The 26,098-nt window shown below is 37.8% G+C and carries 22 protein-coding genes, 4 tRNA genes and 1 other RNA gene; 16 read left to right on the top strand and 11 right to left on the bottom strand.

Annotated elements, in window-relative coordinates; all coding sequences use genetic code 11:
- Positions 1-172: 172 nt before the first annotated feature.
- From AC07U8_RS05110 to AC07U8_RS05120, 3 genes are all read left to right on the top strand, one after another.
- Complete coding sequence (locus AC07U8_RS05110) at positions 173-1,486, top strand: hypothetical protein (protein WP_494737436.1); 1,314 nt, start codon at positions 173-175, stop codon at positions 1,484-1,486.
- 342 nt (positions 1,487-1,828) lie between these two features.
- The gene (locus AC07U8_RS05115) at positions 1,829-3,148 is read left to right on the top strand and encodes a hypothetical protein (RefSeq protein ID WP_494737437.1); all 1,320 of its coding nucleotides are present in this window, start codon (positions 1,829-1,831) and stop codon (positions 3,146-3,148) included.
- A gap of 342 nt (positions 3,149-3,490) precedes the next feature.
- Positions 3,491-4,825, top strand: a complete 1,335-nt coding sequence (locus AC07U8_RS05120) for a hypothetical protein (protein WP_209826676.1) — start codon at positions 3,491-3,493, stop codon at positions 4,823-4,825.
- A gap of 44 nt (positions 4,826-4,869) precedes the next feature.
- On the opposite strand, the gene smpB is transcribed toward AC07U8_RS05120, so the two are convergent.
- Positions 4,870-5,346: an SsrA-binding protein SmpB gene (gene smpB, locus AC07U8_RS05125; protein ID WP_004722477.1), complete on the bottom strand. Its 477-nt coding sequence runs from the start codon at positions 5,344-5,346 to the stop codon at positions 4,870-4,872.
- 159 nt (positions 5,347-5,505) lie between these two features.
- Between smpB and coaD the strand changes: the two genes are divergently transcribed.
- The 4 genes from coaD (at position 5,506) to AC07U8_RS05145 (ending at position 6,807) form a co-directional block, all read left to right on the top strand.
- On the top strand, positions 5,506-5,997 hold the full coding sequence (gene coaD, locus AC07U8_RS05130) for a pantetheine-phosphate adenylyltransferase (RefSeq protein WP_004722475.1): 492 nt from the start codon (positions 5,506-5,508) through the stop codon (positions 5,995-5,997).
- A 1-nt stretch (position 5,998) separates the two neighbouring features.
- Entirely contained in the window at positions 5,999-6,262 is a 264-nt protein-coding gene (locus AC07U8_RS05135; protein ID WP_004722473.1) for a YfhL family 4Fe-4S dicluster ferredoxin, read from the top strand.
- 26 nt (positions 6,263-6,288) lie between these two features.
- Positions 6,289-6,666, top strand: an RNA gene (rnpB, locus tag AC07U8_RS05140) — RNase P RNA component class A.
- Between the two features lie 64 nt (positions 6,667-6,730).
- Positions 6,731-6,807, top strand: a tRNA-Met gene (locus AC07U8_RS05145).
- A gap of 80 nt (positions 6,808-6,887) precedes the next feature.
- On the opposite strand, the gene AC07U8_RS05150 is transcribed toward AC07U8_RS05145, so the two are convergent.
- Together AC07U8_RS05150 and AC07U8_RS05155 are read right to left on the bottom strand one after the other, a co-directional pair.
- The gene (locus AC07U8_RS05150; protein ID WP_494737438.1) at positions 6,888-7,844 is read right to left on the bottom strand and encodes an RDD family protein; all 957 of its coding nucleotides are present in this window, start codon (positions 7,842-7,844) and stop codon (positions 6,888-6,890) included.
- A 240-nt stretch (positions 7,845-8,084) separates the two neighbouring features.
- Positions 8,085-8,170 (bottom strand) — tRNA-Leu (locus tag AC07U8_RS05155).
- 216 nt (positions 8,171-8,386) lie between these two features.
- On the opposite strand from AC07U8_RS05155, the gene AC07U8_RS05160 reads away from it, so the two are divergent.
- Positions 8,387-10,153, top strand: a complete 1,767-nt coding sequence (locus tag AC07U8_RS05160; protein WP_494737439.1) for an alkaline phosphatase D family protein — start codon at positions 8,387-8,389, stop codon at positions 10,151-10,153.
- A 59-nt stretch (positions 10,154-10,212) separates the two neighbouring features.
- On the opposite strand, the gene AC07U8_RS05165 is transcribed toward AC07U8_RS05160, so the two are convergent.
- The 3 genes from AC07U8_RS05165 to AC07U8_RS05175 form a co-directional block, all read right to left on the bottom strand.
- A complete protein-coding gene (locus AC07U8_RS05165) occupies positions 10,213-10,944 on the bottom strand; it encodes a hypothetical protein (protein ID WP_056514323.1) in 732 nt (243 codons plus the stop codon).
- A 123-nt stretch (positions 10,945-11,067) separates the two neighbouring features.
- Positions 11,068-11,153 (bottom strand) — tRNA-Leu (locus tag AC07U8_RS05170).
- A 10-nt stretch (positions 11,154-11,163) separates the two neighbouring features.
- Positions 11,164-11,237: transfer RNA gene (locus tag AC07U8_RS05175), tRNA-Cys, on the bottom strand.
- Between the two features lie 152 nt (positions 11,238-11,389).
- Here AC07U8_RS05175 and folD point away from each other — a divergent pair.
- Positions 11,390-12,238, top strand: a complete 849-nt coding sequence (folD, locus tag AC07U8_RS05180) for a bifunctional methylenetetrahydrofolate dehydrogenase/methenyltetrahydrofolate cyclohydrolase FolD (protein WP_004819653.1) — start codon at positions 11,390-11,392, stop codon at positions 12,236-12,238.
- Between the two features lie 284 nt (positions 12,239-12,522).
- Positions 12,523-13,191: a class I SAM-dependent methyltransferase gene (locus AC07U8_RS05185; protein WP_096733444.1), complete on the top strand. Its 669-nt coding sequence runs from the start codon at positions 12,523-12,525 to the stop codon at positions 13,189-13,191.
- Between the two features lie 38 nt (positions 13,192-13,229).
- Here AC07U8_RS05185 and AC07U8_RS05190 read toward each other — a convergent pair whose 3' ends face one another.
- Both AC07U8_RS05190 and AC07U8_RS05195 read right to left on the bottom strand, forming a co-directional pair.
- Positions 13,230-13,655, bottom strand: coding sequence for a hypothetical protein (locus tag AC07U8_RS05190; RefSeq protein ID WP_004722461.1), 426 nt, complete (start codon positions 13,653-13,655; stop codon positions 13,230-13,232).
- A gap of 146 nt (positions 13,656-13,801) precedes the next feature.
- Positions 13,802-15,121: an MFS transporter gene (locus AC07U8_RS05195; protein ID WP_494737440.1), complete on the bottom strand. Its 1,320-nt coding sequence runs from the start codon at positions 15,119-15,121 to the stop codon at positions 13,802-13,804.
- A gap of 458 nt (positions 15,122-15,579) precedes the next feature.
- Between AC07U8_RS05195 and AC07U8_RS05200 the strand changes: the two genes are divergently transcribed.
- Positions 15,580-16,335: a DeoR/GlpR family DNA-binding transcription regulator gene (locus AC07U8_RS05200; RefSeq protein WP_494737441.1), complete on the top strand. Its 756-nt coding sequence runs from the start codon at positions 15,580-15,582 to the stop codon at positions 16,333-16,335.
- Positions 16,336-16,501: 166 nt separating this feature from the next.
- On the top strand, positions 16,502-18,031 hold the full coding sequence (gene glpD / locus AC07U8_RS05205) for a glycerol-3-phosphate dehydrogenase (RefSeq protein WP_315079887.1): 1,530 nt from the start codon (positions 16,502-16,504) through the stop codon (positions 18,029-18,031).
- A 37-nt stretch (positions 18,032-18,068) separates the two neighbouring features.
- On the opposite strand, the gene AC07U8_RS05210 is transcribed toward glpD, so the two are convergent.
- From AC07U8_RS05210 to AC07U8_RS05220, 3 genes are all read right to left on the bottom strand, one after another.
- Entirely contained in the window at positions 18,069-18,779 is a 711-nt protein-coding gene (locus AC07U8_RS05210) for a hypothetical protein (protein WP_494737442.1), read from the bottom strand.
- Between the two features lie 75 nt (positions 18,780-18,854).
- A complete protein-coding gene (locus AC07U8_RS05215; RefSeq protein WP_494737443.1) occupies positions 18,855-19,733 on the bottom strand; it encodes an ATP-grasp fold amidoligase family protein in 879 nt (292 codons plus the stop codon).
- Between the two features lie 195 nt (positions 19,734-19,928).
- Positions 19,929-21,761, bottom strand: coding sequence for a phosphoenolpyruvate carboxykinase (GTP) (locus AC07U8_RS05220; protein WP_004722449.1), 1,833 nt, complete (start codon positions 21,759-21,761; stop codon positions 19,929-19,931).
- Between the two features lie 407 nt (positions 21,762-22,168).
- Between AC07U8_RS05220 and AC07U8_RS05225 the strand changes: the two genes are divergently transcribed.
- The 4 genes from AC07U8_RS05225 (at position 22,169) to groL (ending at position 26,053) form a co-directional block, all read left to right on the top strand.
- Positions 22,169-23,107: a diacylglycerol/lipid kinase family protein gene (locus AC07U8_RS05225; protein WP_004819665.1), complete on the top strand. Its 939-nt coding sequence runs from the start codon at positions 22,169-22,171 to the stop codon at positions 23,105-23,107.
- Entirely contained in the window at positions 23,088-23,876 is a 789-nt protein-coding gene (locus tag AC07U8_RS05230; protein WP_209826668.1) for a metallophosphoesterase family protein, read from the top strand. Before AC07U8_RS05225 ends, AC07U8_RS05230 begins: the two co-directional genes overlap by 20 nt.
- Positions 23,877-24,049: 173 nt before the next feature.
- Complete coding sequence (locus tag AC07U8_RS05235; RefSeq protein WP_004722444.1) at positions 24,050-24,340, top strand: co-chaperone GroES; 291 nt, start codon at positions 24,050-24,052, stop codon at positions 24,338-24,340.
- Between the two features lie 78 nt (positions 24,341-24,418).
- On the top strand, positions 24,419-26,053 hold the full coding sequence (gene groL, locus AC07U8_RS05240; RefSeq protein ID WP_494737444.1) for a chaperonin GroEL: 1,635 nt from the start codon (positions 24,419-24,421) through the stop codon (positions 26,051-26,053).
- Positions 26,054-26,098 lie beyond the last annotated feature (45 nt).

Consider the following 26,098-nt stretch of genomic DNA (forward strand, 5'->3'; position numbering starts at 1 on the left):
AATTACATAAAAAAACAAAAAACATCATAAATAAAAAGCCTTTAGAATCATTGTAAAAGTTGAATTATTGAGTGAAATATTTTGTTAATTGAAGGCTAAACTGGGTTTTGCCTTTTTTTTATTGTCGTTTTCATATAATTTTTACCAATAAGAAAAAATCTGAGAAGATGATATGGGTATTAAAGATAGAAAAACAATTAAAATCATAAGGATGTTTTTAACTTATGGTCTGTTGTTTTCTCCAGTTTATTGTTTTGCAAACTCTTTTCAATCTGAAGGATTAACTGAATTAAATGACGCTGAGCTTTCTAAAGTTAGTGGTCAAGCCCTGATGAGTTTGAGTTATATTGCACCTAATGATTCCGTCAATAAAATGCAAGGGCAAGGTATCGGTTTTTATAAACTTGGACTCGAAGCTGATCTTGAATTAAATGCCAATATTAAAAAATTGCAGCTCGGTTGTGGTGGGGTAAACGGTGCAGGCGGTTGCGATATAGATATTGATAATTTGAGTCTTTCAGGTATAGCAGATACCCGTGAAGGACGTGTAGGTTCAAGTGCAAAATTGACCAATCCATTTATAGAGTTTGCGATAAAAAATCCCAATTCTGCGTCAACACGAGAAGTAGTTGGTCTAAGATTAAGTGCTGAAAAAGCATTAGGTTTGTTAACAGCAGGTACTGAAAACTCAGATTTGCCAAATGGTATTAATAGCCTGAGTGGTGCTTTAAAAATTAAAGCAACAACAGGTAGTGCAAATACGACTGCACGGAATTTACAATATGCTGATACAAATATGTCTATTAAAGGGAACATTAAATTAGGTATTCTTCCGACAACAAGTTTTCAGACAAATGACTATAATCTAGGATTGCAATCGACTGGCGCTACATTGGCTGTTAATGGGAAAACTTTATACGGCAATCGTATGACGAGTGCTCTTTTGACTGGAACAGCTAAAATTGATGAACTATTTTTTAGAGGTTCAATCAAACCAATTCTTGCAGGTATAGATTTATCATTTTTAACATTGAATGCGAGTGGTAGCATATCGGGTTTAACTGCAAATTTAGATATTAATCAAAGCTTGGGATATATTCATAAGCTGCAATTGAATAATCCATTTTCTTTATCATTACAACAACAGTCTGTGTGGTGGCCAAATGCTGAAATTGCTGCTCAAAGAGGGTGGTGGTTAGCGATTGAAGATGAAATTGATATTGGTAAAGTCACACCATCAAATACGATTGATGTAACCAATGATGTTTTAAAACAAGTTGTACCAAGTTTAAATGAATATCTTGCTAAATCTGAGAATACTGTGAAATGTCCAGGTTTAATTGGCTTATCTTGTATTGCGAGTGAGGTGGCAATTGGGCAAATTAATTTATCAGGTTCAAATCCACTATATTTCCCGATTAATGATTTGAAATTGGCGACTCAAGATTTTGCGCCTAACTGTTATGGCAATCTAAAATTCTGTTAAATCTTTGAGACTAAAGAAAGCCTCCAGATGGAGGTTTTTATTGGGTATAGCTTGATATGCGTTATATCGCAGGAGTCAATAATCCACTTGTTGAAAACGTATTATGCATTGGTGATTTATGATCAGCTTTGGACGGATTATTGCAATACTATTAAGTATAAATATACAATTGTTAAAATTAGTTACATAAAGTAATATAAGTAAAAAATCCTTTAGAATCATTATGAGAGTGATATTAAATCATATAAAAATTATAAAATATAAATATTTACGATGAAGTGTTATTTTCTTTATTTAACACTTAGTATATTTTTTATCCATAATAAGATCTGAGAAGATGGTATGGATATCAAAAAAAACCGAGCAATTGATAAGAAAATCATTAAAATTGCAAAACTGGCTTTCATTTGTACAGGATTGTTTTCTTCAATCCATTGTTTTGCAAGCACTCTACATTCTGAGAGTTTAATGCAATTAAATGATGCTGAACTTTCGGATGTGAGTGGTCAGGCACTGATGAGCTTGAGTTATATTGCACCTAATGACTCAATCAATAACATGCAAGGACAGGATGTCGGTTTCTATAAACTTGGACTGGAAGCTGAGCTTGACCTAAATGCCAATATTAAAAAATTACAACTGGGTTGTGGTGGGGTAAACGGGGCAGGCGGTTGCGACATTGATATTGATAATCTGAGTCTTTCGGGTATAGCCGATATGCGTGAAGGGCGTGTGGGTTCAAGTGCAAAATTAACCAATCCCTTTGTAGAATTTGCGATAAAAAATCCCAATTCAGCGTCAACACGAGAAGTGGTTGGTCTACGTTTAAGTGCTGAAAAAGTTTTAGGCTTATTAACTACAGGAATAGAGAACTCTGATCTTCCCAATGGGATAAATAGTTTAAGTGGGGCAATTAAAATTAAGGCGACCACAGGAACGGGATTTACAGCTCCAAGAACGATGAGATTTAATGATACAGGAATGGCTATGAGTGGCCGAATTAGAATAGGTTTTGTTGCACCAACTTTTACTACAAATAACTATAATTTACAGTTGCAATCAACTAAAGCTAATTTATTGATCAATGGTACAACCTTAACAGGTACACGTTTAACTTCTGCAAAATTATCAGGTACTGCATTGATCGATAATTTAAACTTTGGTGGAAATATTACTGCAAGAGTAAATCTACCATTCGTTTCATTGATTCCTTTGAGTATTAATTCAAATGGCTATATATCAGGCTTAAGGGCTGACTTAGATATTGAACAAGATCTTGGATATATTCATAAATTCCCTTTAAACAATCCATTTTCTTTATCACTACAGTCGACTCAAGTTCACTGGCCTGGTGCTGAATACGCCTCGAATCGTGGATGGTGGTTAGCCATAGAAGATGAAATTGATATTGGTCAAGTTGTACCTAAAAATCAGATTGATGTAACCAATGATATTCTTAAACAAGTTGTACCCAGTATTAACAATTATTTGACAAATAACCCACCGACCTGTCAGTTAGCAATTGGATGTATAGCTCTTGGTCTGAATATTGGTAATGTCAATTTATCATCGGCAAAACCACTATATTTCCCAATTAAGGATTTACCATTAGCAACTCAAGGCTTTGCACCTAATTGCTATGGTAATCTAAAATTCTGTTAGACCTTTAAGACTAAAGGAAGCCTCCAGATGGAGGTTTTTTTATTGTTTGATCAGGATTGAGCTTTATCTCTTTACCAACTATGACGACTTACAATAACCCCTTTGATGACTTGAAAACCATACGATGTGCTGAAAAGTAGATTGTATTACTATTAAGTATAAATATACAATAATTAAAATTAGTTACATAAGTAAATATCAATAAAAAGTCTTTAGAATCATTGAGAAAGTAATCTTGGTTTGCATAATTATTATAGTATTGAGATATTTAATTCACTTTTCTATTTGCTTTATTTGTATTTTAGTATATTTTTTATTCATAATAAAATGAGATTAGCTGATATGGATATCAACTATAATAGAATGATTGATAAGAAAATCATTAAAGTCGTAAAGAATGTTGTAATTTATGCTGGATTGTTTTCTTCAATGCATTGTTTTGCAAATTCTCTATACTTGGAGAGTTTAACTCAATTGAATGACTCTGAGCTTTCCGATGTTCATGGTCAGGCACTGATGAGCTTGGGTTATATTGCGCCAAATGACTCAGTCAATAAGATGCAGGGGCAAGGCGTTGGTTTTTATAAACTCGGACTTGAGGCCGAACTTGAATTGAATGCCAACATTAAAAAGTTACAGCTCGGTTGTGGTGGGGTAAACGGGGCGGGTGGTTGCGACATTGATATTGATAATCTGAGTCTTTCAGGTTTGGCTGATACGCGTGAAGGGCGTGTGGGTTCAAGTGCAAAATTAACCAATCCATTTGTAGAATTTGCGATAAAGGATCCCAATTCTGCTTCAACAAGAGAGGTGGTTGGCCTACGTTTAAGTGCTGAAAAAGTTTTGGGAATGTTGACTGCAGGTACTGAAAATACAGGTTCGCCAAACGGAATTAATAGTCTCAGTGGTTATATGAAAATTAAAGATACTACTGGCACAGGCTATACTCAGGCACGTAATATGTCTTATTCAGACACAGGTAAAACTATTGATGCAAATATTAATGCTCAGATTTGTGTAATTCTTTGCTTAAATATTCCTCTTGGGGTGAGGTCAAATAACTATAGTTTAAATTTAGATTCAGCTAAGGCTGATATTTTTATTAAGGGACAAACTATATCTGGAAATAGAATGAATAAGGTACTTTTAAATGGTTATGCAAATATTAATAGAATTAATTTTTCGGGTAATCTAGAAGCATCGTTGAATATTACAGCTGGCTTATTTAAGCTTCAAAAAACGGTTGATGGTAATATTACGGGGTTAAAAGCGAATGTGTCTGTTGATCAAAATTTAGGTTATATCCATAAAATTAATTTAAATAACCCTTTTTCATTATCTCTGCAAAATCAAAATGTATGGTGGCCAGGAGCTGAAGTTGCTGCGCAAAGAGGCTGGTGGATGGCATTTGAAGATTCTATTGATATTGGAGATGTTACACCTAGTCAAAAAATTATTATTACCAATGATGTACTTAAACAAGTGGTAGATCCGATTAGTAATTACTTAACCTCAAATCCGATTCCATGTAGTGGATTGGGTGGGTGTTTAGGTGGTTATTTGGGTATTGGAAATGTCAACTTACCCAATACATCAGTAAACTTTCCATTAAAAGATCTACAACTTAAAAATCAAGACTTTGCTCCAAACTGCTATGGTTCGTTAAAATTCTGTTAAAAAGAAAAAACCTCCATTTCGGAGGTTTTCGTATATCAAACAGATTATTTATGCATGATTCGTGATTTATCACGTTGCCAGTCGCGATCTTTTTCAGTGGCACGTTTGTCATGTAACTGCTTACCTTTTACCAAAGCAATCTCAAGTTTAGCCAAATGACCTTTCCAGTAACACGCCAAAGGTACGCAGGTATAACCTTTTTGATTGACAGCACCCAGTAGCTTTTCAAGCTCACGGCGCGAGAGCAACAGTTTACGGGTACGTGTCGCTTCAGGGACTACGTGCGTAGATGCTGAAAGTAAAGGTTGAATTTGAGCACCGAAGAGAAATGCTTCGTTATTTTTAAAGGTGATATAGCTTTCAGTAATGGTCATCCGCCCAGCACGTAATGACTTGACTTCCCAACCTTGTAAAGAAAGCCCAGCTTCAAATTTTTCTTCAATAAAATAATCGTGGCGTGCACGTTTATTTTGTGCAATCGTCCCACTATTATTTTTTTTAACGACAATGTTTTTCGACATAATACAAATATTCCAAGAATAGCCTTATTTTGCCTCAAACTTGGCTTCAGGTGAAGTCATTTCACAATTAAAGCCAAAGCTAAATCAAAAGAGGTTATTCGCTAATATTTAAGTTTTTGTTAAACTATAGCCCTACATAACAAACTAGAGTACAAATGGATGTCTAAAACTCGTGTCATCTATCCAGGAACTTTTGATCCAATTACCAATGGCCATGTTGATTTAGTCGCACGTGCTTCACGAATGTTTGATGAAGTTGTGGTCGCAATTGCAATTGGGCATCATAAAAATCCAGTCTTTAGTTTGGAAGAGCGTGTAGAGTTAGCAAAGATATCACTCAAACATTTACCCAATGTTGAGTTTGTCGGTTTTGATGGGTTATTGGTCAATTTTGCACGTGAACAACATGCTACAGCAGTGTTACGTGGCTTAAGAGCTGTTTCAGATTTTGAATATGAATTTCAGCTTGCGAATATGAATCGTCAGCTTGATCATGATTTTGAAACAGTATTTTTAACACCATCAGAGCAATTTTCATTTATTTCTTCGACGATGGTTCGAGAAATAGCACGATTGAAAGGTGATGTGGCAAAGTTTGTTCCTCAATGCGTTGTCGAAGCCTTCCATCGTAAACATCAACAAGGTTGGTAGCGTGTCTTTAATTATCACTGATGAATGTATCAATTGTGATGTATGCGAGCCTGTATGTCCAAATGATGCCATTTTTATGGGGGAGGAGATTTATGAAATCCATCCAAACCTATGTACAGAATGCGTCGGGCATTTTGATCAGCCACAGTGTGCGCTTTTCTGTCCAGTCGACTGTATTCCGCTCGATCCGAATCATGTAGAGAGCCAAGACGACTTGATGGAAAAGTATAAAAAACTAATTGCTCAAAAAAGCGCAAGCAATTAGCCGAGAAATTTGTTAAGATACGCCCCGAAGTGAGCCAGACGATCGCTGCTGTGGAGATCTCCGTGATTGAAGCAGGGGAGGAAAGTCCGGGCTTCATAGGGCAAGGTGCCAGGTAACGCCTGGGCGGTGTGAACCGACGGAAAGTGCAGCAGAGAGTAGACCGCCTTCAATAACGTTTCTTTTCGGAGAAATGGAAGGTAAGGGTGAAAGGGTGTGGTAAGAGCGCACCGCATGGCTGGTAACAGTTCATGGCATGGTAAACCCCACCGGAAGCAAGACCAAATAGGGATCCTATAGGCATGGCCCATGCTGGATCCGGGTAGGTCGCTTGAGCGTATGAGTGATCATGCGCCTAGAGGAATGATCGTTCTAGACAGAACCCGGCTTATCGGCTCACTTCGATGAATTTTATTTTAATTAGTGCTTGACGTAACATTGTTTACAGCAGATAATGCGCGCACAGTTTTAGGCTATGTAGCTCAGTTGGTTAGAGCACCGCACTCATAATGCGGGGGTCACAGGTTCAAGTCCCGTCATAGCCACCATTTTTATAGACCACGTTTCCAAAAACGTGGTCTTTTTTTATCTACAAGATTTAAACTTTAACAACGAGACTAGGTCTTGTTTAAAAACCAAGGTTTAGCCTTGTACTCTCCCCAATATAACTTAAGCTACTTTTAGGCGTCTTTTTATAATCATAAAGCGTTGTTTTTGATAATTTAGCCAAGCCAAATTGATAAGAAAAGTTAAATTGCACCTGATTGATGTGGTATTGCGTTAACACCTCAGCGTGTTGTTGATCAATCTTTTTTAGCAATGTTTCGGCACGCTCAAGGTCATCCAGATAATCTGGCTGATTCACATTTAAAATAAAAACCTGATTTGTGGATTCGGCTTCTCCGATGTATGTATGGCGACTTTCAACTTGAGCATTTTTAATGTCATCGGAGATCAAATTAAAATCATTGGCTGACATTGCTTTGCTTTGGAAATAACCCCATAAATTGACGGAAAAAATCACAATCGATAACAGTGCAATGATGTAATAATGAATACGCCACACAGATTGGCGTGGAATATTGGATTGAGCATTTCTAAGGATTTGAGTTTTACTGAGCAGGTCGTGCAGAGATTGTTGGCTATTTCCATTAAAAATAGCCAAGTAGAAACAGGCAAAAACAATACTTTGAAAAAATGCCACAAGTAGGCTGAGTGAAAGATGCTGAGTTGAATATGTTTGTAAATAACCTGCAAAGCAAAATGGAATGATAAAGATACTTGATCTAACCAGAGAACGCATAAATGGAATTGAAGCACCATTTAAATCTTTTACCCTAATTTTGCAAAGGATTTTCCCAATGGTTTTACCATTACCGATATGGCTGTTAAAAGCAGCAAAATAAAATAGACAGAGAAGCGTACCTATATATTGGAAAATAAAAGGAGAATTTTCAAAATATGGGTAGAGTATTTTACCCATCACTAAACAGGCTACGCCGACGGTAATACAGTCGATGATAAATGCGAATATTCGCGGAAATATAGGGGCGGCTTTTTGAGTTTCAGGAGTAATTTTAGACATGGTATTGGTTTAATTAAGCTTATGAAAATATTAATAATTAATATAAATTCATTATATTATAAGTTTTTTAATGAAAAATAACCAGAAAAATATAGTTGAGCTACCACGCTTTTTAGCAAGACGTATTGAACTTTGCGTTATTTGTAAATTGGCGATTTATAGATGATTTACAAATTTTAGGCATAAAAAAACCAGCTTATCACTGGGTTCTTTATTGCACCATTTTAATAAGATTTAAAATGGTGCCCGAGGCCAGACTCGAACTGGCACGCTTTGTGGGCGGGGGATTTTAAATCCCCTGTGTCTACCGATTTCACCACTCGGGCATGTGCGCAATAATAAAGGACAGTTTTTCTCTTGGCAAGCGTATTTATATCGATTTGCTTTCTTTTCAATCAATTCATGTGCTTATGTTTGAAAATAAAGCATTTTAAGCCGTTGAATGGGTATTTTGTCATGATTTTTTCATCAATTTGAGATTAAAGCGAAATATTAAGCCTTTAAATTGATTGGATAAAAAAACTTAGAGGAAACCAACTTCAATGCCAAACTCAATTTCACGCCGTGAACTTATTCAAAAGTCATTAGCCAGTTTTGGGGCATTATCTATACCAGTGTCGTTGACTGCTTGTGGGAGTGATAACAACGATTCAACATCTCCTACAACAAAAGTTGAATTTTTACATGGTGTTGCCAGTGGCGACCCATTAAAAGATCGTGTGATTTTGTGGACGCGTATTACCCCGCAGGATACGTCTTTGCGTTTAGAAGTGGTTTGGGAAATTGCTACAGATGATAAATTTACGCAAGTGATCAATACTGGAAAAGTACAAACAGCATCAGCTCAGGATTTTACTATTAAGGTCGATGCAGACAAGCTTAAGTCTGGGCAAACTTATTATTATCGTTTTAAATTTGGTTCGGTGATTTCACCAGTAGGGCGTACCAAAACATTACCTGAAACCACCAGCTCGGTGCAGTTTGCGGTGTGTTCATGTTCAAACTATCCTGCTGGCTATTTCTATGTATATAAGGAAATGGCAAAACAAGAGGTCGATGCGATCATCCATTTAGGGGATTACATCTATGAATATGGTAAAGATGGATATGCCACAGAAGAGGCGGTAAAGCTGGGTCGTACCCTCGCTGCTGACAATGATAAAGAAATTATCAAGTTGGATGATTACCGTAAGCGTTATGCACTTTACCATACTGACGCCGATCTACAGGCCGCACATGCCCGTCATCCTTTTATCGTGATTTGGGACGACCATGAACTGGCAAATGACGCATGGAAAGACGGTGCAGAGAACCATCAAGCCAATGAGGGTAATTTCTTAGACCGTAAATTGGCAGCTTTACAAGCCTATTTTGAATGGATGCCGATTCGTCCTGTATCTGCAACAGATCACTTGAATATTTATCGCCAGTTTGACTTTGGTTCATTGGTACAATTGACCATGTTAGATACCCGTATTTTGGCACGTGATAAGCAACTCGATTATGCCAATTATATGACGGCTTCGGGCTTGGATATTGCTAAGTTTCAGGCAGATTTAACCAGTACTACGCGTACACTGATGGGTTATACCCAGCGTGAGTGGCTACAAAAGAAACTGGCACAATCTACAGCGACTTGGAATGTATTGGGTCAGCAAGTGTTGATGGCAAAAATGTTAATCCCTGCTGAATTGCTATTGTCTTTATCTGCAATTACCAGTGGAAATGTCACAGCCGAAACTTTGGCAAAAATGAATCAGCAGATCATCGAGTTAGTTACTTTAAAAGTTCGTTTGAAAAGTGGTGATCCAACATTAACCGCTACAGAAAAAGCCCGTGTAACCACAGTTGCACCCTATAATTTAGATGCTTGGGATGGCTACTATGCAGAACGTGAAATTTTATATGGCACACTTAAAACATTAAATAAGAAAGTTGTGGTGTTGGCGGGGGATACCCATAATGCATGGTCTGCTGACTTGCATACTCAAGCAGATGATTTTGTTGGGGTTGAATTGGCAACCAGTTCGGTCTCTTCACCTGGGATGGAAAAGTATTTAAGTATTCCTTTGGCACAGTTACAACAATTTGAAATGGCCTTCACCACACTCATTGATGAATTGAATTACACCAATTTAAATCAGCGAGGCTACTTAAAAGTCAGCTTTACAGCACAACAGGTACAAGCGGATTGGATTTTCTTAAATAGCATTAAGGAAAAAACCTATTCAGTGGATACGGCTCGTGCCCATCAAGTGGTTTTAAATAACAATTTGGTTGATGTAAAGACTGTTCAGAAAAGTGCATAAATTTTCAAGCCTAAAAAGCCGAGTTTAGATCACTCGGCTTTTTTAACGCTATAGATGGATTACATCATACTGTCCATATAGGCATCTAAATCTTCATATTTATAGGTTTTACACATTTCATTTTCATATTTTAATAGTTCTAAATGTAATTCTAAAAAGGTGACTAAGCGCTTTTGATAAAATTGATATTTCTCAGAATCTTTGCCTAAGAATCGCATTTTGAATTTGGCTTTCTTGGCTTGTTTATAAGCCCATAAACAGCTTTTTCGAATTTGTTGTAATTGGTAATATTCAGTGTCTTTGGTGCTATCTCTAAATAAATTTTCTTTATAAAATTTGACAAAACCAAAGCTCATTGCAAAGAAAAATAACAGGCCTTGTAGCAGGGTGCTTTCTATAAAATAAAGATTGAGTGCTTGTAGGACGATCAGTACCGCAAGCTTAAGCGGAATATTATTGAGTTGTTGGTATAAATGCGTTGAACTGTGTTTTATTTGTTTGATAATGATCGGAACAATAATCATAAAAAATAACATAATCGCTAAAGCGGCAATGCCATTGGCTTGAAAGCTGTCGAATTGAGGAAAATGATTAGCAATATACTGACCTAAACTAAAATAGATGCTGCAAAAAATCATAATCGACAAAATCCAAGGAATAAATTCCTTTGCTTCATCTAAAAGCCCTTTGGTTTTAATTTGACTATAAAATAGAAAGTTGCGCTTAAATGCTTGTGGGTATTGTTGTTGTAATTGATTTAAATAGAGGGAAACTTGCTTGTTTTGAATCATATAGGCTTCGCTTATCTAAATTTCACTTTGGATATTAACATAAAAAACAATATAAAATTTTAGGCATAAAAAAACCAGCTTATCGCTGGGTTCTTTATTGCACCATTTTAACAAGAATTAAAATGGTGCCCGAGGCCAGACTCGAACTGGCACGCTTTGTGGGCGGGGGATTTTAAATCCCCTGTGTCTACCGATTTCACCACTCGGGCTTTACAAGATTGGAGGCGGAGGTCGGAATCGAACCGGCGTACACGGAGTTGCAGTCCGCTGCATGACCACTCTGCCACCCCGCCATGTCTTGGTGATGCACATATTAGCAATCTTTGAAAAAAAAACAATACTATAATTCATGCATATGCACATAAATTCAGCATATGAAAGAAAATTGTCTAAATAATCATGTATTATTTGCAAAATTGATTCATATCTACTTTGGAGATGTGCCGTGGCATTGGTATTGGATGGTCGCGCATTAGCGAAACAAATTGAAGCAGACTTGTTGACTCGTGTTGAAGCTATAAAAGCAAAAACAGGTCGTACCCCAATTTTAGCGACTATTTTAGTGGGTGATGATGGTGCATCTGCGACATATGTACGCATGAAAGGAAATGCTTGCCGTCGTGTTGGTATGGATTCTTTAAAAGTAGAGTTAGGTAAGGAAACCACAACTGAACAATTATTGGCTGAAATTGAAAAATTAAATGCCAATCCTGATGTTCACGGTATTTTGCTCCAACATCCTGTGCCTGAACAAATTGATGAGCGTGCTTGCTTTGATGCCATTTCACTTGAAAAAGATGTAGATGGGGTAACTTGCTTAGGTTTTGGTCGTATGGCAATGGGTGAGGCTGCTTATGGTTCGGCAACACCTGCAGGTATCATGACGATTCTTCAAGAAAACAAGATTGAAATTGCTGGTAAACATGCAGTTGTGGTAGGGCGTTCGGCTATTTTAGGTAAGCCGATGGCAATGATGCTACTTCAAGCCAATGCAACAGTGACAATCTGTCATTCTCGTACACAAAATCTTGCTGAATTGGTAAAACAGGCTGATATAGTTGTCGGTGCAGTCGGTAAAGCTGAATTAATCCAAAAAGACTGGATTAAGCAAGGTGCTGTTGTAGTTGATGCTGGATTCCATCCTCGTGACGGTGGTGGTGTGGGTGATATCCAATTGGTCGGTATTGAAGATGTTGCTTCAGCTTATACACCAGTTCCAGGTGGTGTAGGCCCGATGACGATCACAACATTGATTCGTCAAACTGTGGAAGCAGCTGAAAAAGCGTTAGCTTAAGTCCTGTTTTTATTCTGGGCACAGTGAAAGCCATGCATTCACTGTGCTTAAATTCAGCCTACATTTACACAGCAATGTTTATTTTTCAGTAAAAGTAGGCAATATTGTCATTAGTTTAATGGTCATTGGCTTAACGCGTTTAAGATCTACTTTTAAGTATCTGTATCTGAGACTTAACAAGAAGTATCGTCTCGAACCTTAGCACATGGTGTTACTGTCTATCGAATATGAGGAAGAAGCTGTATTTCCTCAATATCAAAATAATAATTTTGGTCATATTTTGCATGAGCTGTACTTATCAATTTTCTAAAGCCCCGCAACATTTACTTGATGCTTTGCATGAAGTAATTCCTCAATGCGAATTATTGGCACAGCAGTTGCCTGAAAGCCCAATTTCATTATGGTTGATTCCACCAGTTTTTCCAACAGATCGTTTGGATGATGAGGTGATTCGCCGTATTTGGAATGATACACCGTATTGGATTTTTTGCTGGGCTTCAGGTTTAGCAATGGCGCAATGGTTGATTGCAGAGCCACAGCATGTAAAAGATAAAGTAGTGCTGGATTTTGGTGCTGGATCAGGTGTGGTTGCAATTGCTGCCAAAATGGCAGGTGCAAAACGTGTCATCTGTTGTGATATTGACCCAATAAGTTTGGATGCTTGTCGTGAAAATGCCTTGCTCAATGATGTTGAGCTTGAATATCTAGATGATTTATATAAAGCAGAACAGGTTGATGTCTTATTGGCTGCCGATGTTTTATATGATCAATCTAACCGGTTCTTCTTGGATGAGTTTTTAAAATTTGCACCAGAAGTATGGGTGGCAGATAGTCGAGTGAAAAACTTTAGTCATCCAAATTACCAAAAATTGGATGAACGAAGTGCAACCACTTGGCCTGATTTAGATGAAGCCAAAGAATTTAGAAATGTGAGTTTTTATAAGACGCTATGACAGCGTCTTATTTTATTCTGCGATACAAATACTTTAAATTAAGAACAGGTATAACGTACCACATGTAAAGTGCTTGGACGGGTATCTAAGGCTTGGCGTGTTGCATAATCTTCACTGTTATTTAGACTTGGCGTGTTGGAAAGCCCAAAAGATGTACGGCTATGCCCAAGTTGAACGCCAGCCTGATCTTTTGCAGTTTGCGGATTGATAATTTCATTGGTACTTAATACAGAAATTTTATAGTTTTTGTTTGCACCCAAAACTTTTTGACATGCGCGCTGTAATTTATCCGCATCCAAATCACGATCAGCACGACCTGAAAGGGTATACGCAAGTGTTGCACTATCTGCTGTTTGATTTTCAATTTGATAACCTGTTACGCCATTGTATTGACGCGGGGTTGTTTGACATGCAGATAAAGCTAAAACGATTAATCCTAAACCTGCATAAGTGATTTTTTTCATCTTTTAAAGTCCTAGCTTTTTGAATTATTTTTAGTATGCCATAGCTTTGCAATTTTCACGATAAGTGAATTGCTTAAATAAAACAGCTTTTTCATGTGAATAAAAAAGCTGTTTTAAATGAATTAGATTGCAAAGTTTACTTTGAATTAATCATCTGTAATCAGGCTATGTTTTTTGGTATCTTTCATAAACACATAGGTGATTAGAGATAAACCGATCATAAAGGTAATGTAATAAAAGAAATAGTTTTCATGCCCGGCATTTTTAAAGCTTAGTGCAACTAATTCAGCCGTACCACCAAATACAGTGTTGGCTAGTGCATAAGGTAAGGCAACACCTAAAGCACGAATATGCGGTGGAAATAATTCAGCTTTTACAACCGCATTAATAGCTGTATATCCAGTCACAATGACCATACCACTCATACATAAGAAGAAAGCCGTTTTAGGGTCCGTTGTCGAGCCTAAACAATTGAAAATAGGAACGGTAAATAACACACCGAGTACACCAAAAGTGATCATAATTGGTTTACGACCAATTTTGTCTGAAAGTGCACCGACTGCAGGTTGAATCAACATAAAAATAAAGATTGCAGCTGTGGTAATTTCAGTTGCGGTGGTTTTTTCAAAACCCGAAGTGTTGACTAAGTATTTTTGTAAATAAGTCGTAAATGTATTGAAGGCTAAGGTACCGCCTGCTGTTAGCATAATGACTGTAAATGCTTGTTTAGGATACTTGGTGAATAAGGCTAAAGCACCAGATGTTTCACCACCATTTTTAGCTTGTTGTTGCGCTTGTTTAGATGATTCTGTTTCAACCAGACCACGACGAATCCAGAACACAACAATTGCAAGTAATGCACCGATAAAGAAAGGAACACGCCATCCCCATGCATGTAAGGCATCTTCAGAAAAATTATGTTGCAGGATAATCAGCACGCAGAGTGCAAGTAATTGACCTGAAATCAGGGTGACATATTGGAAACTTGAGAAAAATCCGCGGTGATTTTTACCTGCCATTTCAGTTAAATAGGTGGCACTAGAGCCATACTCACCACCAACACTTAAACCTTGTAATAAGCGCGCAAATAAAAGCAGTGCAGGAGCAAACATTCCGACTGAATCATAAGATGGCGCACAAGCAATGATTAATGAGCCAACACACATCAATGAAACAGAAAGTGTTAAACCCGCTTTACGACCTTTACGGTCAGCATAAACGCCCATGATCCATGCGCCGATCGGACGCATTAAAAAGCCTAAAGCAAAAACTGCAGCAGCTTGGAGAAGTTTGACCGTTTCATTACCTTCTGGAAAGAACACAGGGGCAAAATAGAGAGTAAATGCGGCATAGACATACCAATCATACCATTCGACTAAATTACCAGCTGAACCACCAAGTATAGATTTGAAACGAGTTTTTCTATCAAGTTGCGAAATGGCAACTTGAGGAGATGAATTGGACAAGGCAATTCTCCAAAAGAATATGCAAAATATAGCCTGTTTAACTTTCATTTTGGATGAAAATCAAAGCAGAAAAATCAAAAAGAGAGAATTTCAGTCAGTATGACGAGGGAGATACAAATAATTACAATGCTCGTTATACGCTTGAATGAAAGCAGATCTTATTAGACTTTGGTCTTAGCTGTGTTGAGGGTTTATTGTTGATCTAGAATGAGAAATTCTAGAAATAAATGAATAATTTTTTTAAAACAGCTATTTAATTTGAAATATTTTATAAATTATAAGAATTTAGCTTAAAGTTAAAGCATATTTTCTTGCGTCTAAATGTATGAAATGTACACAATTTAATAAGCTGAATTGGATGAATTTAAAAATTTAATCTAGTCGTACAGTAAGCAGTCATGCTATTTATAACAGCTAAATGTTCATTTTTGAAAATAAAACAATAAGGTTTCACATCTATGGACTTGATGATTCGACAACAGCAAACATTAGCGTTGGTTAAGGCTCGGGGCTATGTCAGTATTGACGAGATTGCACAGCATTTTGCAGTTACCCCGCAAACTGTACGGCGGGATATCAATCAATTGGCAGATGCCGGACTGTTACGCCGTTATCATGGTGGTGCTGCGGTAGACTCAAGCGTCACCAATACAGCGTATAGTCAACGGATTAGCCATAATTTAGCGGAAAAACAGCGTATCGCAACAGCGGTCGCAAACGCAATTCCCGATCACGCATCTTTGTTTATCAATATTGGTACCACAACCGAAGCTATTGCCCATGCTTTATTGCAACATCGCGGTTTGAAAGTGATCACCAATAATTTAAATGTGGCGAAAATTTTGAGTATGAATGATGATTTTGAAGTACTGATTGCCAGCGGAAAAGTGCGCCCCGATGGTGGTGTGATAGGGCAAGCCACCTCTGAATTTTTTAAACAGTTTAAAGTTGATTATGCCCTGATTGGTATTAGTGGGATTGATGAAGATGGAACCATGCTCGATTTCGATTTTCAAGAAGTGTCTGTCTCGCAAGAAATTATTTTAGGTGCTCGGCAGGTATTTTTAGCAGCAGATGAGAGCAAGTTTGGTCGTCATGCAATGATGCGTTTAGGCCATCTTTCTGAAATAGATCGGCTTTTTACCAATAAAGAACCCACTGAGAATTATTTAAAACAAATTCATGCAGCAGAAGTGGCTTTAACTGTGGTTTAGGCTAAATTTAAAACCGATAGTGAAAACATGATAAACGTGAAATTGATCATTTTTTGATAGACATCGATTAAAAAACTATCTATTATTTTCTTAAATGAAAACAAACGAAAATATATTCTCACAAATGGTTGTGAATATATGCAAATGATCAAAGGTGGTGGCGTTTATGACACAAATCAATGAGCAACAAACTTATTATGATATTGCTGTAATTGGTGGTGGAATAAATGGTGTTGGTATTGCCAATGATGCTGCAGGGCGTGGTTTATCAGTGTTCTTGTGTGAAAAAGATGATTTAGCCAGCCATACCTCATCTGCAAGCAGTAAGTTGATCCATGGTGGTCTGCGTTATTTGGAACATAAAGAATTTCGCTTAGTGCGAGAAGCCTTAGCTGAGCGAGAAGTCTTACTGGCAAAAGCACCGCATATCATTCGTCCTATGCGTTTTATCATGCCACATCAACCTCATTTGCGTCCTGCTTGGTTGATTCGTACGGGGCTGTTTTTATATGACCATTTGGGCAAAAGAGAGAAGCTTGCAGGTTCACATTTGGTTGAATTTGATCCTCATACTAGCCCACTAAAAACAGAGATCACACGCGGATTTGAATACTCAGATTGTGCTGTAGATGATTCACGCTTAGTGATTTTAAATGCAATGCAAGCACGTGAAAAAAATGCCACTGTGGTTACGCAAACACGCTGTATTTCAGCACAGCGTGAAGATGGTTTATGGAATATCCAGTTTGAAAATGAGCAGGGCATTTATCACATACAAGCGAAGGCTTTGGTCAATGCTGCGGGGCCTTGGGTTGCACAATTCATTAAGCAAGAGCTTCAGTTAAAATCGCAATATGGAATTCGTCTAATTCAAGGCAGTCATATTATTGTGCCGAAAATATATGACGGCGATAAAGCCTTTATTATGCAAAATGATGATCAACGTATCGTGTTTGCAATTCCTTATCTCAATCAATACACCATGATTGGTACAACTGATCGTGAATATTTAGCAGATCCGAATAATGTTGAAATTAGTCAGCAAGAGATTGATTATCTGCTTGATGTATCCAATGATCATTTTAAAGTGCAACTGACTCAAGCCGATATTATTCAGACATTCTCAGGGGTACGTCCATTGTGTGATGATGAGTCTGATAATCCAGCCGCAATCACCCGTGACTATACTTTGGCTTTATCACAAGATCATGAAAATGATGCACCCTTACTTTCTGTGTTTGGTGGCAAGTTAACTACCTATCGACGCTTGGCTGAATCTGCCATGGAGCATTTGCAGAAGTTCTTCCCTAACGCTGGGAAAGCTTGGACTGAAAAATCATTACTGCCAGGTGCTGAGAATTTAGTTTCAATTGATGGATTGGTTTTAGAAATTCAAAATAAAATCAAAGGGCTTGATCATGAAACTGCAAGCCGTTGGGCACATGCCTATGGAACTTATACATGGAAATTTTTAAATCATTCGACATCTGTTCATGAACTTGGTCAAGATTTTGGCCATGGTTTATATGCCCAAGAGGTCGATTATTTGGTTGACCAAGAGTGGGCGATCACCAGTCAGGATATTTTAAAGCGCCGTAGCAAGTTATATTTAAAATTTACCGAAGCTGAAATTCAAGCATTGGATGAATATTTGCTTGAATTGCATGAACGCCGCTTACAGAAAGATGTTGCCTAAGCAAAAGTGGAAAATATATAGCTTTGCACAAGGTACGTTATGACCAATCAAAGGTATATAAAACGCGTCGGGTTTCAGGTTGGTAATACATTAAAATCCAATCTGCCCCATGTGAACAATATTCCCAGCCAGCAACAGCTGCAATAAAATAATAACGCTTGCCATCACGGTCATAAATATGAACTTCTTGATCATCGCGGTCTGCGGTGATGTAGCGTAAATCAAAATGTTCATCAATCGGATAAGTCCAGTTTCCACCGCCACATTCACCCCCTAATTGGTCAAGCAGGGTTGTTGCAGAATCATTTTGGTATTCAATGCGTGATGTTGAAATGACTTTTCCAGTTTCAGCAAAGCGCTGTTTAAGCTGCAAGTAATCTTCATACATTTCTTTATGATGGGTTTTTAGATCGGCCTCGCAATCAGGATTCTCTAAAGCAAAATATCTTTTGTTTGCTAACCATTCATATTGATTTTGTTGATTTAATTGCATAATAAACCAATTTTCATTGGCAAATGCATCAGAAAATTCTGTGGTATCACTTCCGATATAGCATTCATAAGGCTCAATCGGATTGAGCAAATGAATTTTTCCTTGCCATGCTGGATTGATTGCAGATAAATCAATTGAAATAAGTGGAAGTAAATGCTGAGCTAGAAATAGACTTGAAGGGGCGAAGACGACTTCGTGGTCAGGTAACAGAGTTAGATAAGGTTGAGTTGTGGTAATGTTTTTAATTGCTGTCATTGCGCTTATTTTTAGATATTGAATGGTTGCATTAAATCACAAAAAAGACCGAACACGTCGGTCTTTTTGCTCGGCTTAATCAGTCAGCCATAAAGCGCCTAACTTTTCATCCCACTCACTTGGGGTGATGACCATACGACCTGCATTGGGGGTTAAGGTAATCTCACTAAAGAAAACATCGTCTTGAGATAATAAGAAATCGATTCGGCTATAACCATATTTAAAACAAAGATCTTCTGACAGTTGAAGCATTTTATTTAATTTTTGCGGTCGTGCTAAACAGCTTGGCGTATTGCTTTTTAGATCAACGGTAAAGGGTTGCAGCACCCAAGATGTGTCATACATATTTGAATAATCCACGCCTTGGCTGTCTTGTACATCGACTTCAATATATCGAGGCTGACCTTCAAAACAATGAACACGGCATGTTGTAATGGTCAGCTTATTGTCTTGATCAACAAATAAATCAATATGTTGTTCGGCCAAAATTAGAGGAACAATATCTTTGTAATGCCATTCTCGTTTTCTAAAATACATATTTTGTTTAAGGTGGTGATTGAGTTTGTGCTGCGCTTTTTTGATATCAAATTGCGCTTTATCATTACAGACAATCGCACTGCCACTGTCATGATTGCATTTTAAAACAAACTTGTTAGGAAGTTGATTAAAGTCAATTTCCTCAAAGCACTTATATACACCAATCAGTGGAACAAAATGGGAACAACAAATTTTCTCTGCAAGCATTTCGCGTACAGCAAATTTATCTGCTAATTTCGTATGTAAAGGTGCTCTTTCATAGATCATTCTGGCGGTGACTTTTTCATTGAAACTTTTAGGCTGATCAAAGTTCGGGGTATAACCCAATTTAGCAATAAATCTTTTGGTGAGATAACTTCTATCTGAGACAAATTTGGCTCTAATAACTTTTGCCGAATAAATAATATTTTCTAACATGATTAAAAAAAATCAATAAAATAAAGTAATGTTTGAATTATAGAGAAAATATGAATTTTGTACATGGAAACAGTAATCATTTGTATTTTTATTACATAATTGTAATGAATACCAAAGCAATAAAGTGAACTGTATCACACTAAGCAAAAAAGACCGCTATGTAGCGGTCTTTTTGTATGTCTTAATTTTTAGCGATTAAGCAGATTTTTTAACAGCCTCTAAAAGCTCATTTTGACGAGTTTTAAGTGCAGCTGGTAAGCGCTCACCAAGTTTATCAAATAACTCAGTGTGGCTCTCAATCTCTTTGATCCATTGATCTTTGTTTTGAGAAGTCACAAGATTAAATTGATCTTTAGTGAAGTCAGAACCTGTCCAGTTCAATTGCTCATAAGTTGGAACAAAACCAATCGGTGTTTCCACTGCTTCAGCACGACCTTCACAACGGTCAATGATCCACTCAAGCACACGCATGTTTTGACCAAAACCAGGCCATACAAAGTTCCCTTCAGCATCGCGACGGAACCAGTTTACGTTATAAATGCCAGGAAGTTTATTGCCTGCAGCTTTTGCTTTAGCACCAACTTCTTCACCCATTTCTAACCAATGAGAGAAATAGTCAGCCATGTTATAGCCAGCAAATGGAAGCATTGCAAATGGGTCACGGCGTACAACACCTTGTTGACCTACTGCAGCTGCAGTTGTTTCAGAACCCATTGTTGCTGCTTTATAAACACCATCAACCCAGTCAAAAGCTTCTGAGATTAAAGGTACTGTATCTGCACGACGACCACCGAAGATGAACGCAGAAATTGGTACGCCAGCTGGATTTTCCCAGTCAGCATCAATAGAAGGGCATTGACCCGCTGCAACGGTGAAACGCGCATTTGGATGTGCTGCTTTTTCACCAGCAACATGCGGTTGGCCTTTCCAGTTGGTCAAGTTAGCAGGCGCTTCTTTGGTTAAACCTTCCCACCATACGTCGCCATCTTCTGTTACAGCAACGTTTGTATAGATGACATCTTTGTGAAGTGTCGCCATACAGTTTGGATTTGTTTTGATGTTTGTACCAGGTGCGACACCAAAGAAACCAGCTTCAGGGTTGATTGCATATAAGCGACCATCTTCACCTGGTTTGATCCAAGCAATATCGTCACCTACAGTTTCAATTTTCCAACCTTCATAACCTGCAGGTGGAATCAACATCGCAAAGTTGGTTTTACCACATGCAGATGGGAATGCTGCTGCAATATAGTGTTTCTCACCTTGTGGATTAGTCACACCAAGGATCAACATGTGTTCAGCTAACCAGCCTTGTTGACGACCCATAGATGATGCAATACGTAAAGCAAGGCATTTTTTACCCAATAATGCGTTACCGCCGTATCCTGAACCGTAAGACCAGATCTCACGAGTTTCTGGATAATGCACGATATATTTTTCTGGGTTACAAGGCCATGCAACATCTTTTTGACCTTCAGCCAGCGGAGCGCCAACAGTATGTACGCAAGGAACATAGTCGCCATCAGTGCCTAGTACGTCATAAACAGCTTTACCCATACGAGCCATTTTACGCATACTTACAGCAACATAAGGAGAATCTGTAATTTCGATACCGATGTGAGCAATGTGAGAACCTAATGGACCCATAGAGAATGGAACCACGTACATGGTACGTCCTTGCATTGCACCATCAAACAAACCGTTAAGGCGAGTACGCATCTCAGCAGGAGCTTCCCAGTTGTTTGTCGCACCAGCATCTTCTTGTTTTTCAGAGCAGATGTATGTACGACCTTCAACACGCGCTACGTCAGACGGATCAGAATTCGCTAAATAAGAACCAGGATGTTTTTCTTGGTTCAACGCTTGCATAGTGCCGTTAGCGATCATCAAGTCGATATAACGTTGATTCTCTTCTTCGCTTCCGTCACACCATTCAATTTTTGCAGGTTTAGTTAATTTAGCAATTTCTTCAACCCATGCAATGAGCTTGGGATGACGAACGAATTCTGGTGCGTTCACTTGGGTCATGGTGAGGCCTATCTAAAATATGTACAATTTTGTGTACAAATAATAATCTGAATGAAGGGATACTACATTCAAATTTAAGTATGAAAAAAAGTGGTGGTATTAAAACATATATTCATAAAAAAAATAAGACTAAAGGCTTAAAAGATACCAATGCTCGAATTTTCACTAAGTGTTTGATTTGTATTATCTAACATGGATTATTGTTTGATTTTTATTGGTATTTTTAAATAGAATGTAGGGTATTTTAATTGTAAATAATAATAGTTTACAATAAGTTGAAATTATAAGATTTACTAAATTAATTATTGATTTAATAAATGGGCATAATTCGAATTTTACATAAAGGTGCTTTTATTTGTTTAGAAAATCGACGAAATTAGTGCAAATACTTCAAAATAATCAAGCTTATGGACACAGAACTCAAGCCTCTTTCAATGATTTACAATGAAAAGTCAGGTTTTCATGCCAATCAGAAAGATGATATTTATGAAAAACTCATGACCATCTGGACTTCACATGGTTTTGAAATTCAAGTTTTTGATATTGGTTCAGAGCCTGATATAAAAACCCTGATGCAAAAAATCTTTCAACGTCATGCACAATACTCAGATTGTGGTGTCATTGTCGCTGCTGGTGGTGATGGTACGTTGAATGCAGTCGCCTCGCAAATGTTAAAGCAAAAAATTCCTATGGGAATACTACCTTTGGGTACTTTTAATTATGTGGCGCGTGTTCTACATATCCCTTTGAACATTTTAGAGGCAGCCAATGTGATTGCCACAGGGGAGCCGCGTGCCTCACATGTGGCCTGTATCAATGATCAAATTTATTTAAATAATGCCAGTTTAGGTTTATATCCTTTGTTTATTAAAAAACGCGAAGAATATAATCGTCGGTTTGGACGCTTTCCTTTAAATGCGTATACGTCTGGTTTGGATGTCCTGATTCGTGATCGTAAAGAACTCAAATTAGAGATCGAAGTAGATGGGCAAAAGTATCCTGTAAAAACACCACTGATTTTTTTTGGTAATAATCAACTGCAATTAAAAGAATTAAATTTAAAAATTTCGAAATGTGCAGAGGTGGGGGAGATTGCCGGTGTGGTGATCGCCAAAGGAGATAAAGCCACTTTATTTAAAACCTTGTTTCAAACCATTCGTGGAAAATTGGAAAACGCTTCCGATGTGTATAGTTTTGGTGCACAAAAAGTCATTGTCTATTCAAAAAAGCCTAAACTGACCGTTGCTGTCGATGGAGAAATTGTTTCAATGACGACCCCATTAACCTTACACGTAGAAAAAAATGCTTTAAAAATTATGGTGCCGCATGTTATTGCATCTGTCTGATCTACATTTTGGTACTGAGCGTCCAGCGTGTATACGGGCGATTCAAAAGTTTTGTGCTGTGCATAAACCAGAAGTGGTTGTGGTGAGCGGTGATTTAACTCAACGTGCTAAATTTAAAGAATTCTATGCATGTAAGCAGTTTTTAGAATCACTAAACATCCCTTATTTTGTGGTGCCTGGCAACCATGATATTCCTTTGTATCATGTCTGGAATCGTGCCTTTAGACCATTTGGCTTATATCAACTGTTCTTTGGCAGTTTAGAACGCAGCTTATTTACAGAGCATTTTTATTTAATTGGCATGAACAGTATTCGTCGCCGTTATCACACACGCGGACATATTTCTTTTGAGCAAATTCAAAATGTAAATCAGTTGTTGGCCAATGCACCAAAAAATAAATTAAAAATAATCGTTAGTCATCAACCTTTTTATACCTCAAATGAAGACCATCACTTAAAAGATTGTCCAGCTTTAGGGCAGTTTGCCATTAAAGAATGGGGACAACATCAACTGTATGCTTTATTGCACGGTCATTTACATTTAGTTGCGGTCTATGATCTGAATCAAGCCTTTGCGCTAAATTTAAAACAACCGGTTTATGAGGTTCATGCGGGTACAGCAGTTTCTCGACGTTTGCATAAAAATATACCCAATAGCTTTAATGTGATTCACCAAGATGGGCGCTTTGAACATTATTTTTTTGATGAACAATTACAGGAATTTATTGCCAAAACTGCGCTAAAAAATTCTGAATTAGACATGATTTGATACAAAAGAAGAAAAAACATACAAATTAAATAAATTTTTTTTCGTTTTCCCCTTGAAGCGTTTATTTCCATCCCCACAAATGTGACATACAAATATTTTGTCGATGACCTAGGAATAAGAAGTCATCTTCGCTGAGTAATCAATGACATTTTAAAATGTCTATGGAGTTAGAAATGAGCAAGATTCGTCCTTTACATGACAACGTTGTGATCCGCCGTGTTGAAAAAGAAACTAAAACAGCAGGTGGTTTGATTTTAAGTACTTCTGCAGCTGAACAGCCTGCTCAAGGTGAAATTCTTGCTGTAGGTAATGGCAAAATCACTGATAACGGTGTACGCGCTTTAGACGTTAAAGTCGGCGATAACGTACTGTTTGGTGCTTATGCGGGTACTAAAGTTAAAGTTGATGGTGAAGAACTTCTTGTGATGAAAGAATCTGACATTTTAGCGGTATTGGAAGGTTAATCTTCTGCTGTTGAGATGGGTTTTCATCCAAACATATTGGTCAAAATTTAAAATTTATAAAGATATCTGGAGTTTAGTATGTCAGCTAAAGACGTAAAATTTGGTGATTCAGCGCGTTCAAAAATGATCGCGGGTGTAAACGTACTTGCAGATGCAGTAAAAGTAACTTTAGGCCCTAAAGGTCGTAACGTTGTTATTGATCGTTCTTTCGGTGCACCGCACATCACTAAAGATGGTGTAACTGTTGCTAAAGAAATTTCTTTAAAAGACAAATTCGAAAACATGGGTGCGCAATTGGTTCGTGAAGTTTCTTCAAAAACCAATGATATCGCAGGTGACGGTACAACAACTGCAACTGTACTTGCTCAAGCGATTTTAAATGAAGGGATCAAATCAGTCACTGCGGGTATGAACCCAATGGATTTGAAACGTGGTATCGACCTTGCGGTTAGAGCTGTTGTTGAAAATATCAAAGCAACTGCTAAACCAGCTTCTGATACTAAAGCAATTGAACAAGTCGGTTCGATTTCTGCAAACTCTGATGAAACTGTAGGTAAGTTGATTGCGCAAGCAATGGAACGCGTTGGTAAAGAAGGCGTGATTACCGTTGAAGAAGGTTCAGGCTTTGAAGATGCGCTTGATGTTGTAGAAGGTATGCAGTTTGACCGTGGTTATATCAGCCCGTACTTCGCAAACAAACAAGATACTTTGACTGCTGAACTTGAAAATCCGTTCATTCTTCTTGTTGATAAGAAAATTGGTAATATCCGTGAATTGATTACAGTTTTAGAAGCTGTTGCAAAAACAGGTAAACCATTACTCATCATCGCTGAAGATGTTGAGGGTGAAGCGCTTGCAACACTGGTTGTAAACAACATGCGCGGTATCATCAAAGTATGTGCGGTTAAAGCACCTGGTTTTGGTGATCGTCGTAAAGCAATGCTTCAAGATATCGCAATCTTGACAGGTGCTACTGTGATTTCTGAAGAAGTGGGCATGACTTTAGAGCAAGCAACACTTCAAGATTTAGGTACTGCACATAAAATCACGATTTCTAAAGAAAATACTGTGATTGTTGATGGTGCTGGTGATGCAAATCAAATTGCTGAACGTGTAACTCAAATTCGTGCTCAAATCGAAGAATCAACATCTGAATACGATAAAGAAAAACTTCAAGAGCGCGTAGCTAAACTCGCTGGCGGTGTTGCTGTAATCAAAATTGGTGCTGCAACTGAAGTTGAAATGAAAGAGAAAAAAGACCGTGTAGACGATGCGCTTCATGCAACGCGTGCTGCGGTTGAAGAAGGTGTTGTTGCAGGTGGTGGTGTTGCGTTGGTACGTGCAGCTAAAGTACTTGACGGTCTTGTTGGTGCAAATGATGACCAAACTGTAGGTGTGAACATCCTTCGTCGTGCGATCGAAGCGCCACTTCGTCAAATCGTGTCTAACGCTGGCGATGAGCCATCAGTTGTGATCAATGCAGTGAAGAGCGGTGAAGGTAACTTTGGTTACAATGCTGCAACTTCACAATATGGCGATATGTTAGAAATGGGTATCCTTGACCCTGCTAAAGTAACGCGTTCTGCACTTGAGCATGCTGCATCTGTTGCTGGTTTGATGTTAACAACTGAATGTATGATTACTGATATCCCAGAAGACAAACCTGCTATGCCTGATATGGGCGGCATGGGTGGTATGGGCGGAATGATGTAAGTCATTCTGATCTCAGATCATAAAAAATCCTCGCTTTATGCGGGG

This window comes from Acinetobacter sp. GW821-FHT01E09 (genome assembly GCF_059422385.1).

Bases quoted from the DNA above. Each gene is read 5' to 3' on its own strand.
- AC07U8_RS05110 (WP_494737436.1), top strand. From the start codon at position 173: ATGGGTATTAAAGATAGAAAAACAATTAAAATCATAAGGATGTTTTTA.
- AC07U8_RS05115 (WP_494737437.1), top strand. From the start codon at position 1,829: ATGGATATCAAAAAAAACCGAGCAATTGATAAGAAAATCATTAAAATT.
- AC07U8_RS05120 (WP_209826676.1), top strand. From the start codon at position 3,491: ATGGATATCAACTATAATAGAATGATTGATAAGAAAATCATTAAAGTC.
- smpB (WP_004722477.1), bottom strand. From the start codon at position 5,346: ATGTCGAAAAACATTGTCGTTAAAAAAAATAATAGTGGGACGATTGCA.
- coaD (WP_004722475.1), top strand. From the start codon at position 5,506: ATGTCTAAAACTCGTGTCATCTATCCAGGAACTTTTGATCCAATTACC.
- AC07U8_RS05150 (WP_494737438.1), bottom strand. From the start codon at position 7,844: ATGTCTAAAATTACTCCTGAAACTCAAAAAGCCGCCCCTATATTTCCG.
- AC07U8_RS05160 (WP_494737439.1), top strand. From the start codon at position 8,387: ATGCCAAACTCAATTTCACGCCGTGAACTTATTCAAAAGTCATTAGCC.
- AC07U8_RS05165 (WP_056514323.1), bottom strand. From the start codon at position 10,944: ATGATTCAAAACAAGCAAGTTTCCCTCTATTTAAATCAATTACAACAA.
- AC07U8_RS05185 (WP_096733444.1), top strand. From the start codon at position 12,523: ATGAGCTGTACTTATCAATTTTCTAAAGCCCCGCAACATTTACTTGAT.
- AC07U8_RS05190 (WP_004722461.1), bottom strand. From the start codon at position 13,655: ATGAAAAAAATCACTTATGCAGGTTTAGGATTAATCGTTTTAGCTTTA.
- AC07U8_RS05200 (WP_494737441.1), top strand. From the start codon at position 15,580: ATGGACTTGATGATTCGACAACAGCAAACATTAGCGTTGGTTAAGGCT.
- glpD (WP_315079887.1), top strand. From the start codon at position 16,502: ATGACACAAATCAATGAGCAACAAACTTATTATGATATTGCTGTAATT.
- AC07U8_RS05210 (WP_494737442.1), bottom strand. From the start codon at position 18,779: ATGACAGCAATTAAAAACATTACCACAACTCAACCTTATCTAACTCTG.
- AC07U8_RS05215 (WP_494737443.1), bottom strand. From the start codon at position 19,733: ATGTTAGAAAATATTATTTATTCGGCAAAAGTTATTAGAGCCAAATTT.
- AC07U8_RS05220 (WP_004722449.1), bottom strand. From the start codon at position 21,761: ATGACCCAAGTGAACGCACCAGAATTCGTTCGTCATCCCAAGCTCATT.
- AC07U8_RS05225 (WP_004819665.1), top strand. From the start codon at position 22,169: ATGGACACAGAACTCAAGCCTCTTTCAATGATTTACAATGAAAAGTCA.
- AC07U8_RS05230 (WP_209826668.1), top strand. From the start codon at position 23,088: ATGTTATTGCATCTGTCTGATCTACATTTTGGTACTGAGCGTCCAGCG.
- AC07U8_RS05235 (WP_004722444.1), top strand. From the start codon at position 24,050: ATGAGCAAGATTCGTCCTTTACATGACAACGTTGTGATCCGCCGTGTT.
- groL (WP_494737444.1), top strand. From the start codon at position 24,419: ATGTCAGCTAAAGACGTAAAATTTGGTGATTCAGCGCGTTCAAAAATG.